Annotated in this window: 9 protein-coding genes; all 9 read right to left on the bottom strand. The window is 68.2% G+C overall.

The genetic code is table 11. From position 1 onward, the window contains the following. Positions 1-96: 96 nt before the first annotated feature. The 9 genes from J7E89_RS04545 to J7E89_RS04505 all read right to left on the bottom strand — a co-directional run bounded on the left by J7E89_RS04545 (position 97) and on the right by J7E89_RS04505 (position 12881). The gene (locus J7E89_RS04545; protein ID WP_214968637.1) at positions 97-933 is read right to left on the bottom strand and encodes a hypothetical protein; all 837 of its coding nucleotides are present in this window, start codon (positions 931-933) and stop codon (positions 97-99) included. Positions 934-1265: 332 nt separating this feature from the next. Beyond that, the gene (locus J7E89_RS04540) at positions 1266-1586 is read right to left on the bottom strand and encodes a hypothetical protein (RefSeq protein WP_214968635.1); all 321 of its coding nucleotides are present in this window, start codon (positions 1584-1586) and stop codon (positions 1266-1268) included. A 76-nt stretch (positions 1587-1662) separates the two neighbouring features. Beyond that, positions 1663-2064: a hypothetical protein gene (locus tag J7E89_RS04535; protein ID WP_214968632.1), complete on the bottom strand. Its 402-nt coding sequence runs from the start codon at positions 2062-2064 to the stop codon at positions 1663-1665. A gap of 98 nt (positions 2065-2162) precedes the next feature. Next, positions 2163-2531, bottom strand: a complete 369-nt coding sequence (locus J7E89_RS04530) for a hypothetical protein (RefSeq protein ID WP_214968630.1) — start codon at positions 2529-2531, stop codon at positions 2163-2165. Between the two features lie 9 nt (positions 2532-2540). Beyond that, positions 2541-5573 carry a hypothetical protein gene (locus tag J7E89_RS04525; RefSeq protein WP_214968628.1) on the bottom strand — a complete coding sequence of 1011 codons (3033 nt, stop codon included), beginning with the start codon at positions 5571-5573 and terminating at the stop codon, positions 2541-2543. Between the two features lie 42 nt (positions 5574-5615). Beyond that, the gene (locus J7E89_RS04520; protein WP_214968625.1) at positions 5616-6815 is read right to left on the bottom strand and encodes a hypothetical protein; all 1200 of its coding nucleotides are present in this window, start codon (positions 6813-6815) and stop codon (positions 5616-5618) included. After that, positions 6815-7792, bottom strand: coding sequence for a hypothetical protein (locus J7E89_RS04515; protein WP_214968623.1), 978 nt, complete (start codon positions 7790-7792; stop codon positions 6815-6817). The genes J7E89_RS04520 and J7E89_RS04515 overlap by 1 nt, the downstream gene beginning before the upstream one ends. A gap of 117 nt (positions 7793-7909) precedes the next feature. Then, positions 7910-8851: a hypothetical protein gene (locus tag J7E89_RS04510; RefSeq protein WP_214968621.1), complete on the bottom strand. Its 942-nt coding sequence runs from the start codon at positions 8849-8851 to the stop codon at positions 7910-7912. Beyond that, positions 8838-12881 carry a hypothetical protein gene (locus J7E89_RS04505; protein ID WP_214968619.1) on the bottom strand — a complete coding sequence of 1348 codons (4044 nt, stop codon included), beginning with the start codon at positions 12879-12881 and terminating at the stop codon, positions 8838-8840. The genes J7E89_RS04510 and J7E89_RS04505 overlap by 14 nt, the downstream gene beginning before the upstream one ends. Positions 12882-13074 lie beyond the last annotated feature (193 nt).

Raw genomic sequence — 13074 nt, 5'->3', positions numbered from 1 at the left:
CGCGCGTACGCGTCCGACGCGCCACCGCGGTGAAGGCGCGGGAGGACATGAAGAAGGGCGCGCCTTGTGCAGGCGCGCCCATCGTTCGGTTGCTCCTCAGCTCGCCGACCGCTCCTGGTTCTGCCGCTCCGAGCGCCGCTCTCGGCGCACCTCGTCGCGCGCCTTCTGCGCATCCTCGCGCACCGCGTTGCGCAACTGCGAGAACTCCTCGGAGTACTTCTCGGCGAGCAGCCGCATGGCCTGGAGACGGTAGTTCGGCGCGGCCGGCATCCGGCCCCACCGCGCCACCATGTAGTTCAGCGTGTACTGGAGGAATCGGAGCTCCGCCTCCAGCCGGGACCGGAGCTGGGAAATCCGCGCCTCGTGCGCCGTGCGGGACTCGCCCTCGGCGGCCGGCAGGAACTTCGCAGGTTCGCGCATCATGCGCTCGGCCAGGGCCTGAGTGCGCGAAGCCACTTCCGGTGATCGGAACGCCAGTCCCTGGACGGCATCGCGGCCGGAGCGCGCTGCACCGGCGACGGCCTTAACGAACTGGGTCCACTCCTCGGCGAACGCCTCATCGTCGAGCTGGGCCAGGTACTCAGCCTCATCCACGGCCAGGTCCTCGACGGCGGCCACGACAGGTTGTCGGGCCTCCTGAAGCTGCCCGCGGAAGGCAACGATGCGGGCTTGGTAGTTCTTCTTGGACTCGTCTTCCAGTCGCTGAACGACCTGCTTGAACTCGCGAGCGGCACGGTCGGCCGCGGTGAGCGTGCGGCTGGCCAGCTCCGGGGAGCGGAATGCCGCTGCCTGCACTTCGCGCGACACCCGGCGTTCATCGGTCCCGCCCTGTACGAACGTCGTCCACGCCTCGAAGAACGCCTGATGCGACATCTCCGTCAGGCGCTTGACCTCTGCCGTGACCTCGTCGGCAGGCGGCTGCGCGTCGACCATTCCTGCGGTTCCTCCTGGTCCGGCGGCTCGCTGCATTCAAGCCGCAGTGTGCCGCGCTGGGCGGCCGTGCGTAGTAGAGGATGGCCGCCTCGCAACCGAACCCACTCCGTGTGCCGGGTCATCGCAGGAGCAACCGCTATCCGGCCCTGAGCGCTCAGTGCGCGCGCAGTGGTCTCGGGCCATGCGGCTGCTGGTTCGACCCCGGTCGAAAGGGAAACCCCAAAGAACCAGGAACCAGCAGCCAACCCTCAACGCAGTGAGTTCGGCGGCGAGGCGGCCACCTTGGTGCGGATGATACCCGCCGGCGCCCCGGCGAGTTCCCGACCGCGTCGCTATCCGGCCTGTCCAGACCCCTTCGGACTGGTCACCGACTCGATCGCCGGGGCGACCTTGCTCGGCTTCCAGACCAGGTCGTACGTCGTCTGCGACGCCGCGAGGACAGCGGTGATCGTGGCGAAGGTGAGCGTGCCGTGCTGGAACTGCTCCCAGCCGCCGGACGCGGCGACGGTAGCCACGCCTGCGACCAGGGCGAGGACGACGGCCACCACCTTCTTCACCTCCGCTGACCAAGCCGGGCGCTGCACGATCGCGGTGAGCAGAGGCAGGATGGCGCCGACCTGGGCGCCGGTGGTGATGGAGTCGAGCGTCGACATGAGGGTTCAGCCCTTCCGATGGGTGATGCGGAGGGCAGAGCGTGCGCGGCCCGAACAGCTTGTGTCGTGCTCTGGGCTACGCGGCAGAATCGGTCCGCTCGATGTCGGCAGCGATCTCCTGGGGTGGTTCGGGCGCTGGCCGGTGAAGGGCGCCGCGGACCAGGTCGCGGAGGTCGTGGATGTACTCGACCGCGGCCGCCTTCCAGCGGCGCCACTGCCGCTGCTCCTCCTGCAGATGCTCGACGCGGCGCTCAAGGGTGTCGTACTTCGCTTCGAGGGTGGTCATCCGCTCCATCGTCTGGTTCGTCGACGCGCGCTGCTGCTCCAAGAGGCTCGTGAAACCTTCGGTCAGGTTCTTGATGGCGGTTGCTTCGGAGTTCTTCTTGTTCTGCCGGTACACCAGCCACGCGCCGCCCAGCGCACCGAGCATCCCGAAGAGGGGAGCAAGTAGGGGTGCCAGCGAGACGAGCCCATCCACTGGCACTCCCTCGGTCGATCGGTCATGGGTGCGCGGGAGCCGGGACGGCTGACGGTCCACGGCTCCCCGCGACGCGCACCGTGCAGGGCCGCGTGGCCTTACGTCTCGTTCTGGGGGTTCACTCCGGCGGTCAGGTCCCACGCGTTGCGCACTGCGGCGAGGATCAGTTCGTCCGTGACGGCTGACTGTGCGCTGTCGGCCTGGCCGTCGATGCGTCCGGCGTCGGCGGCCGTGGATACGTCGGGGTCGCTGGCGATGACCGGGGCCATGCCGTGCGCGGTGAGGTCGGGCGGGTTGAGGACGCTGCGGGCGAGCGAGACACGCAGCTGGTTTCCAGGGGTTCCCGGGTCTCCTTGCTGGCTCAGGACTTCGCGGGCGACGCGGGTGAAGGCCATGCGGACGCGGGCGCAGAAGACTGGGTTGCTGATCAGGTCGTGTTCGTGGACGAGGGCGGAGCGCGATGGCATGGCGGGTGCTCACTTCGTGTAGGTGACGCGCAGTTTCGGAGGGTTGGTTTCGCCGTAGCCGCGAGCGCGGCCGTAGTAGGTGATCGACGAGTTGTTGGGGTCCAGGGCGATGCCGCGCCACGTGGTGGAGTCGAACACGCTCGTGATGTCGACCCACTTGCCCTGATTCTTAGCCCACGAGATGGTCGTGGCCTCCGAGTCGGAGGAGAAGCTACTCGGCCTGGACGCGTGGCTGTGCGCCTTGATCACGGCCTTGCCGCCGGAGTTGCTGTACCAGTGGTCGAAGTAGAGATAGATCTCGGCTTTGTTGATGGTCGCGCCGGAAAGGTCGCTGGTCATCGCCGCAGGGAAGCCAACGAGCGAGGCTTGCATCCCGTTGGTGGAGGAGTAGTAGCCCTGCATCATCTTGTTGCCGTAGTAGCTGTTGTAAGAGCCGCGGGCGGCATACGAGCCGGACCAGGAAGCCGAGTACGTCTTGACGTACTTCTGCGGCGGCGGCGTGGTGCTGGCGCCACCCGTGTTGTAGACGCCGGTCTCCAGGACCATGGGACCGACGTCTTCGATGTAGAACACGCCTCGGTAGCTGGTGCCGCCGAGGAGTCGTACGGTCTGCCCCGAGGGCCCGGACACGTTCTTGAAGGTGATCAGGAGCCGGTGGGTGCCCTCTCCCCACTGCGTGCCGTGCCGCACGTCCTCCAGGCGTACCCGCTGCCAACCCCCTGTCCCGGCCATGGGGTAGATGGCGGACTGGACCTGTGCAGAGGAGATGAGGGGAGCATTCGCCCCGCCATCCCGGAGGAAGATCTGCACCTCGCCTCCGGCGACGGAGGGGTCCGCGTAACAGTCGAGGACCACGCGGTACATCCGGTCCTTCTCCGCTGTGAAGGCGAGTTCGACGAATCCCATCTCCGTGCCAGTCGTGGTCACGCTGGTGGCCTGATAGTCGACGGCGACGATGCCGCGCGGTCGGGCATCGAGGATCGTCGTGAGGGAGTCACCGCCGATCGTGAAATCACCGGCCACGTAGAGATCCTGGAATCCGGCGTTGCCGCTCTGGTCGATGGTGGCGACGGGGGTCCCATCGGTCGCCAGCGTCAGGTAGTTAGGCCTGCCGCTGACGAGGGCGACGGCCTCTTGGCCGTCGTCGTCGTACAAGAGGAGGCCCTGCGGTGACAGCTCGGCGCGGGCCCCGGGGAACCCGGAGGCCATCACGACGCGGCACACCGCGTTGTCGAAGGTGACGGTGCCGGCGGTGGACTCGTTGGTCGAGATCGTCACGCGTGCGGTGACGGTGCCCGCAGGGGCGGCTTCGTCCGGAACGCCTTGGAGGCGCTGCCAGCCTCCGGTGACGACAGCGCCCTCGCCGGTCGTCACGGTGCTGTAGCCGAGAAGCCCTCCAGCGGCGTCCTCCCAGCGGGCATAGAAGCTGATCCGGCGCCCAGCCCAGTTGGTCGAGGCGAAGAAGTCCACCGCCAGGAACATCTTCTGGCCCGGCACGGCGGGGGCCAAGGCGAGGACGAGGGTGCGGGTGGTCGCCGTCGTTGAGGTCGCGTCGACTCGGACGGCCCGCGGCGTGCTGTTGCCCGGGGTGACAACGCTCCAGTAGGGCGACCCGGCGACGCGCGCGTCGGTGACGGCGTTCTCGAAGGATGGGTCGGCGATCATGTTGCCGTCGGTGCCAAGGGACAGCCGGTCCGCGGTGAGGCTGCCCGCCTTGATGTGGGTGGCGTCGATACTGCCCGCGAGGATCTTGGTGGCGGTCACCGCGTTCGCGGCGAGCTTGTCAGCGGTCACGGACAGTGCCGCGATCTTGTCCGCCGTGATCGCCAAGGCCGCGATCTTCTCTGCGGTGATGCCGAGCGCGACGATCTTTTCAGCCGTCACCGAGTTCACGGCGAGTTCGGTAGCGCTGATCGAGCCGGCGACGACCATGCCGGCCGCGATGACCGTGCGGGCCTCGACGTTGTCGAACCACGCCCGCCCTGCGGAGGCTTCCGACGCCTCGACGCGCAGGGAGGCGCCGACGGTCCCCGCCGGGGCTTGCACCTGGGCCTGGGCGCGCACCCATCGGCCGCCGAGCACGAGGGGAGCGGTGGCTACGCCGTATCCGAGGACCTTGCCGTCGGCATCGTCGTACCGCAGGAACAGCTTCGCGGCCGAGCCGTTGAAGTCAGCCGACACCCTGAAGTCAACGGCGAGGAAGTGGCGTTCGCCAGGCAGAGCCTTGAGGTAGGCGAGGCCGAGGCTGCGCCAGTCCTTGGCTGTGCTCGTGCTGTCGACCGACAGGGCGGTGGGGCTGTTGTTACCAGGTGTGGTGAGGGTCCACTCGGGCCGGGCGGCGATGAGCTGCGCGGTCTGCGGGCCCTCGAACGAGGGGTCCGGAGCGAGGTTCCCAGCACCGAGTGCAAGCTGGTCGGCGCCGATCGCGCCGAGCTTCACCTTGGCTGCGGAGACGGCCTGTTCGGCGAGCTTCTTCTCGTCGATGATCCCGTCGATCAGATCCTGCGAAACGGCCTGGCGCGCGGTGCCCTGCACAGCTGCGGACGGCGGACCGGTGATCGAGGCCGTGTTCTGCGCGATGAGGCGTACCCACACTGGGTCGTAGCCCTCGACCGCCACGGTGACAGTGCCGCCCAGGACTGCAGTGATCGTGCCCGCGAGCGTCGTCACATCGGGGGCGAAGTCCTGGACGGCACCGATGTGGACCTGCATCAGGGAGAAGTCCGTGGGAGTGGCGTACGAGTCGTCCCAGGTGCCGTCCCAGCCGACCACCAGCCCGGCCAACTTCGGCTCGATGGTGGGTGGCATGGGGGTTGGTGGCGGATCGGTATTGACGGGGACGAGCGCGACGCCGCCGTCGGGCTGCACGCCGACGCTGCCCTTGAGGTTCCCGTCGCCGTCGTAGATGTCCATGGCGCCGCCCTCGATCGAGGTGTGGGCGGCCTGGGTGGACCGTTCGAGGGCCTTGAGGCGGCGGTCGTAGTCGTCCAAGAGGGCAGCGAAACGCCGGGCATCCGCTTGCGTGTCCAGGAAGTTGACCATGGCCCGGGATGCTGCGGGGCGCGGGGGCTTTGCGTCGCGTCCTCAGTAGTGGAAGGCGTCGGAGCGCTTCAGGGTCAGGACCACGGTGCCGTCGGCGCTGATCTCGTCGGAGACGATCCGGTGCCACACGTCGACGTCCCCGACCCACGGGACGTGGACCTGGACGCGGATGTCGTCACCGAGCTGCCAGGAGCCGAGCCGGGCGTTGGGGTGGTCGATGACCTGGATGGCCGGGATCTGCAGCGCCTTGGTGCGGCCGGCCGATTCCTGCTGACCGCGAGTGTTGAGCGAGGAGGACGAGGAGAGCGTCTTGTCGGTGACCGTGGCGACGCGACGCAGTCGCCCGTCGTAGCGGTGGACCTGGGCGCGGGCCATCTTCCGGCCTTCGCCCTTCCCGAGGACCACGACCTCGTTGGCGTAGTCGTCGCCCATTCCCTCGGGCTTGGCGATGGCGATCAGATTCTCGCCGTCAGCGAAGCGGAGGTCATCGCGTTTGCGGCCGAGGCGCGGCGTACCGAGGCGGAGTCGGTGCTCGATGGTGTTCCCGGACCCGGACCAGGCGTGCGTCTCGATCCAGTCGAACGGCGTGGTGCTGGTCAGGGTGTCGAGGGTTTGCCCGCAGTCCGGGTTGTCCCACCAAGCCAGCTCCCACGGGTTCTGGCCGTCGCTCGTGCCGAGGAGTTCGCCGAGCTTGTGACTGTCGATCTTCAGGCCGATGTTGCCGTACGGCTTGCTCTGCACGTGAGACCAGACCTTGCGGAACGCGTCGTACACGTCGACCCGGGGCCCTCCGTACGGTTTCGGCGGGTCGGGGACGCGCTGCTTGCCCTTCTTCCCGTCAACCCAGCCGTCATGGTTTTTGTCTTTTCCGGCGTATGGGTCTTTAGGGGTGATCAGGGCGCCGGAGACCATGTAGTCCTCGTACGGGATGCCCTGCGGGTAGCAGGAGAAGCCCTCGCACTGGATGCTCGCCTGCGGCCCGTCGTACGACGTCTTGGTCACGACGCCGCCCCACCGGATCACGCCGTCGATCTCCAGGTACAGCTTGGTGTCCCACTCCTGCAAGATCGGCTTGCCGTCCGCGCCGAGCATCCGCGCGTACTCGGGCTGGATCGTGCCCGCCATCGCGCCAGGCCCGGACAGGTCGCGCTTCGGGTTGCTGCTGAGTGCGAAGGGGACTTCCCAGTCGAGAATTTCCTCGGGCAGGGCGCGCTGAGCGATGAACCGCCACCCGGCCGGCATCAGACCTCTTCCTCGTCCGGGGCCTCGACGAACTCCACGTCGGCGACGATCGACGTGGAACCGTCCACGGACAGGTCACCGGTCTCGCTTTTCGACATGTACGTCTGGAGGTAGAGGCGTTGGGTGGTGCCCCGCAGCGCGCTGGAAATGCTCATGTTGTCGGCGATGACGATGGTCTGGCGCCGCGTCTGGTTGCCGGTGTCGTCGTCGATCACCGTGTTCTGACCCTGGATCGTGCCGAACACGTTCTGCATGGAGGCGTAGACGTCGGCCTTCGTCATGCGTAGACCCGCGATGGTGGTGATGATCTTCAAGCGTGTCGCCCAGGCGGGGACGTCGATATCCCACCGCGCTGGATCACCGGGCCAGTTGTGCCACTTGTTGTCGGAGTAGGTGAGCGTCGACAGGGTGCTGGGGAAGGCGGTGTAGATCCGCCGGTCGCGGCGTGGCGCGACCATCGAGCGCAGGTCCTTGATCATGGCCTGGGTGACGGTCGTGGTGTTCGCCGGGATGTCGATGCGGGCGAGCGCGATTGCGGAGTCCCCGCTCCGGACCTGCCGCACGTTGGTCGTGGTCTTCGAGACGCCGCTAATCACACGGGTGTAGACGTACGGGCCGATCTTGGGATCGGAGGGGTTCGGCCAGGTCTCGCCGTAGCTGTAGGGGTTCTCCACACGGGCGACGATCAGGTCGGAGCGTGCCGAGACGCCGGTGGCGGCAATCGGCACCTGGTCGGCGACAGGCAGCCGGGCAGCGTACGCCTGGTACGCACCGCCCTGGGCGCGGTTGATGACCGCGCAGGCACCGGTGCGGATCTGGACGGCCGCCGCGGGGGTGCTGAGCGCCTTCACCTGGAGGTCTGCAGAGCCGACCACCCCCTCGGCGCCGCCGAATGCGGCGTACGCCAGGAGCCTCGCGACTTCGGAGCTGTGCTCCGCGCCGCCTTCGGTGAACCACGGAACCGAATCCCACGCCATGTTTCCTCCGCTGCTTGCTGGGCGAACCGGCGGGGATTGTTCAGGTGGCTTGAGCCTTGCGTCGCGTGCTGCCCGGCAAGGGGCTTGCCCAATTGGGCAAGAACGATCTTCGTTCGGTCACAGGTAGGCGTATGCATCGCGCCAGGCCACCGTCATGTACGCGGTACCGGTGCTGTCCGTGCCGCGCATCACGAAGTCCTGGCGGCCTACGGGCAGGCGCATGTCCTCGAGTCGCGGCGTTCCGCGGTAGAGGAGTCCGGCAACTGACCCGGTGCCGTTCCGTAGCACCGTCCTGGCCCAGGGGCGGGTGTCGATTGCGACCCGTTCACCCGCTCCGAGAGTGAGGTTGAGGGAAGCCTTCCATCGGCCGACGACCTCGCACACGGGCTGGGTGATCGGCCCGTAGATGGTGATGACGGGCCATGTCGCTCTCGTGCCGCGCACCGTGACGTCCCCCGCCACCTTGCCGCTGCTCTCCCCAGTCATCGTCAGCGGCGTGGTCAGCGGGCCGACGAGACCACGGTGCGGCGGTGGCTGAATGTCCACGCGGACGCTCTGCTCGACGTCGTCGTACGCGGTGTCGTCCTGGCAGGCGAAGGTGCATACGACAGGGGTGTAGCCCTGCCTGGTGAGCTTGGACGCGGCCGGCGCCCACTTGCGGGGGCGGCCGTAGAAGCGGCGGGCCCGGCCGCCCTGCGTGGTCGACAGCGTGGCCGGGGTGGCAAACCGAAGGCGCAGTGCCTCGGCGTCCCACGCCTGTCCGAACGTGGACAACCGGTCCAGGGCCGCGCCGTGCCGACCCTGCTGTGTGGTCGCGTCGTCGACGGCGTCCACACCGACCTCGAAGGTGATGGTCGCCGCGGTCTTGAAGTCCTGCCCGAAGCGGACGCCATCCGCGCGGGGCAGCGGGGTGTCCCCGGCGTCCGTATCTCCGTACGAGATCTCGTACGGCTCCAGCAGGTAGTAGCCGGAGCGGATCGTGCCGAACGTGAACGTGGCTCCGGGATGCACGCCATTGGCGCTGTACGACAGTCTCCACTCGCTCTCAGCCAGCGACATGGGCACCTCCTCGGCGAATGCGGCGCAGCTCGAACATGGCGCCGGTCAGGGCCTCTCCTGGACTCATGGGACGGCCGGTCATGGTGAGGTTGAGGTCGCCACCGACGAGGGAGGGGTTGACGGCCTGGGGAATGGAGGCGCGGGGTGCCGCAGCACGGGTGCCGCGGTTGACGGCCACGGCGCCGTCGGCGTACTGGCGCAGCGCGCCGTTCGCCCAGGCGACGACACCGCCGAACTCGCGCACTACCTGCTCGACGATCTGCTTTGACCGGGTCCGCTTCGACCCAGCCAGCGGCACGTAGGCTTCGCCGCCGGTCTCCGGCTCCGCCCACAGACGCCATTCACCGGGCCGGGCGACCTGCGCGACGTGCCGTTCGGCTCCTGCCGCGAACGCCTTGATGCGGTTGCCGGCGCGCTGGATGCCGCCGTTGGCGAACCGCGTGATGCTGCCGTTGGCGTGTTCGGAGACGTAGGGCTTGCCGATCGTGGAGTACTTGATCGTGACGTGCACGGTCTTGCCGGTGAGGCCGTTGATCTTCCGCTGGATCGCCTCGACGTTGGAGGATGCCGACCCGGTCGGGGCGGTGATCTCGACCTTCTTGCCCTTGAGTTCCTTGACCTTGAAACCCAGGTCCTTGATCATCTTCTGCGCCGTGGCGGTCGGCGCTTCCATCTTCAGCTTCTTGCCGGGCGGCAGCCCCGCGACCTTGTCGCGGATGGCGGTCAGGTCCCCGGTGGCCTTCTTGATGATCGCGGTGACCGTGACGTTCTTCCGGTTCGGGGCGTTCGCGATGTCCGCGGCCAGGGCGCCAATGTCGACGCGGGCACCCTTCGTCGGCGCGGTGACCCGGACGTTCTTCCCTCCGGGGAGCGTGGTCACCTTGAAGCCGAGGAGTTCAAGCTGCTTGCGGGCCTCGCCCGTCGGTGCCTTGACGGTGATCGACTTGCCCGGCTTCAGCGACTCCAGCGTGCCGCGGAGTCCGAGGATCTGCGCTGTCGACTCCGGTATGCCCTTCGTGGTCATCAGCGTGGTCACGGTGTCCGGGATGAACCCCATCTGGTCGGCGAGGGCCTTGGCTTGCGACTTGGGGATGCCCATGTCCATCGCGAGCTGGATCGCCTTCGAACGGGCCCGCTCCATCGCGGCCTGCCCTCTGTCCATCGCCTCGGACATGGGCATCACGCCCTGCTCGGCCGACTGCTGGGCGCTGGTGGCAACGGCGAGCATGGAGTCGCGCAGCTCGCCGAGCTGGCCGTTTAGGGTCTGCCCGTTGCGGGAGGCGGTGTTGACCAGGCCATCACTGTCGACGAGAGCCTTGCCCCAGCCCTCGGCCCGGTCGATGTTGCCCTTCATCGTCTCGTCAATCTGGAGCATGACGGAGTTGAGCTGTGCGGACGCGTCGTGGAAGGACTGCGCGTTGCCGCTGAGGGCGTCGAGCGCACGGCGCAGGCTGTCGGTCCGCTCGTCGGCGCTCTTTGTCTTATCGCTGTAGCCCTGCACCGCGGCCTGGAGGCGGCCGTAGGCGGACGTCCCGGTACTGGACGTCCCGTTGACCGCTTCGTTCAGCTCCTTTGCCTTCGTCTTCGACTTGTCCAGCTCACCGCTCATGCCCTTGAGGGCGTCGGCGGCGGCCTGGTACTTCTCGCCCTGCGGCGTCATCTTCAGGACGTCTGTCTTGGGGCCCATCGAGACGTAGTGCTCTGTCTCCTTCGCGAGTGTCCGCAGCTTCTTCTCCAGGCCCTCGACGGAGCCGCCTTGGTCGAGGTAGGCGTCGGTGACCGACTTGAGGCTGACGTCCGCGCTGCGAAGGGTGTCGACGAGCTTGCCCTTGCCGTCGTTGAGCTTGACGTCCTGGAGGTACTGGGCTGCCTGGGCCCTGACGTTGGCGTCAATCTGCCCGTGGGAGTCAGCGAGGGCCTGCGCCAGGGAGCTGATGCGTTCCTCGTGTGCGGCGGCGGCGCGGGCGGCGGCCTGCTGCTTCGCTGCGAGCAGCCCGAGCCCGATCGTGACCCCGGCCATAGCGATACCCAGTGGGCCGCCGAGCGCTGAGGTCATACCGCCGAGAGTTCTGGAGGCGACCCGGTTCGCGGCGCCGATGCCGCGCAGCGTGCCGGAGAGGCGACCGCCCTCGGTGGAGGCGGTGCGGTAAGCCGTGCCCATGCGCTGCCACATGGTGGCCTGCGGACCGATCGTCCCGGCCGAGAGGCTGCCGCGCATGACGTTGCCCAGGGACGATGCCGATCGCGTCGCCGTGGCGATCGACGTGCCGAAGCCGCGCAGCGCGGTCGAAACGGCGGAGACCACCTTGAGGGCGAGCATCGTCCCGAGCAGCACGGCCAGGGCCGTGTTCGCGCCCGGCACCACGCTCATGATCGTGTTGAAGGCGTGCAGCAGGCCGTTGAAGGCGGCCAGAAGCACGCCGAGCCCAGTGCCGGCCGCCGAGAGATTACCGATCGCGGTGGCGAGGTTGGATACGAGGCCGATCAGTGCGGGCCCGATCGAGTGCCCGATGGAGTCGAAGAAGGTGCCGAGCGCGGGCATCAGCTCGGTTCTGATCTGCCGGATCAGGTCGGTGATGCCGTTGTCCTTCGCAGCCCGGCCCAGCCCCCGGAAGAAGTCGCCGACGAGCCGGTTCAGCTCGTGGAAGGTGGGCGCGGCGTCGGAGAAGAACTGCTTCATCGACGTCTGGCCCTTGACCGAGTTCGCCCACCGCTTGAAGCGGGTCATGGTGCCTTCGAACCCGTCGAGCAGCGCATTGCCGGAGTCCTGGGCGGCCTTACCGACGCCTCCGAGGCCCTTGACCAGGTCCCAGGTGGAGCGGCCGAGCTGGGACGCCTTGTCTCCGGCGTGGTCGAGGAACTTCGCCAGCGATCCGGTTTCGCGACCGGCCTGGACGGAGGCCCGCGCCCATTGCGTGAACTTCTCAGCGCCGCCGCTGACCCGTTCGACGAAAGGGCCGGAGGCCACCAGGAAGTCGAGGCTGGCGTGCCCGAGGTTCGCGAGCCCATCGGTCATGTGCCCGACGGCCGTGCTGTTCGTGGACGCGATCGTCTTGAAGTCGCGGCGGAACGGGCCTGACTGCATGAACTGTGCGCCCCGCTTGGCCAGGTTGCCCATCTGGCCTGCGGTGTCGCCGAGCATGTCCTTCAACAGAGGCAGTACCGAGCCCGACAGGGGCTTGATCTCGTCTGCGACCTGCGAGAAGAAGCGTTCCTGTACGGACTGGCGCATTTTGCGCCATGCGCCGCTCAGGGAGGCGACCGTGGTCACGCTCTTGCGGGCGGAGACGGAAAGCTTGTCGGTGGACTGCTTGAGCGCGTCCTGCTGGGCTTTGGTCAGCTTGGCGCCATTGGCGGCCTGCTGCTGAGCCTTGAGGGTTTGCTTCAGTGCCTCCCCGAACCCGCCGAAGGCAACCTTCGCGCCGATCGCCGCGGTGCCGGCCGCCACGATCAGGCCGGGTATCGCGCCGAGCACACCCACGGCGGGTGCGGCGGCGGATACGAGCGCGGTCAGCGCGGCGCCGTACTGGGTGAGCGCGGCCACGGCGGGCTGCGCGAGGGAGAGCAGCGAGCCGATGCCGAGCATCCGCATCGACCCCCGGCCGCGCGGGAGCCGCATCTGCACCGGCACGTTGACCGGGGTGCGGTCGGCTTCGCCCTGCGCGCCGCGGATCAGGTCGCGAACACCTGCGAGCAGGCCCCCGCTGCGGCTGTGGCTGTCAGAGTCGCCGTCCGGCCGGACCGGTACGCGGACATCGGTTCCTGCGATGCGCCGTGCGATCCCGTCCAGCTCCGCGCGGAGCCGCTGGTCGTCGACCTTGATCTTGACCTTGGCGCTGACGCCCTTCGACGCCTCCTTGACGGCGGCTTCGAGCTTCTTGCGCAGGTTCTTGTCGTCGACCTTGACCTTGACCTTGACGGCCAAGCCCTCGGCGGCCGCCTCGACCTTGGTGCGCAGTTCACGCGCGAACCCGGCGAGGTCGGCGACGACCGGCACGTCAAGGCGGCCAGCCTGCAGGCCCTCAGCCACTGCGGACCATTCCTCTCTGCATCGCGGCCGCGAGCATCTGCCGGTGCCCCGTCATCTGGGGAGCGGCGGTGTGCTGTTGCGGCTGCGCACCGGGCTGCTCGTGAGCGGCCTGGGCGGGGTTGTACGGGCGAGGGATGGACGTCGGTTCTTCACGTCGCCGGTCGGCGGCCAGAATGCCGACCTCTTCGATCAG

The organism is Streptomyces sp. ISL-100, assembly GCF_018614615.1.
Classification (GTDB): Bacteria; Actinomycetota; Actinomycetes; order Streptomycetales; family Streptomycetaceae; genus Streptomyces.
This window is presented reverse-complemented; position numbering and strand designations above follow the sequence as displayed.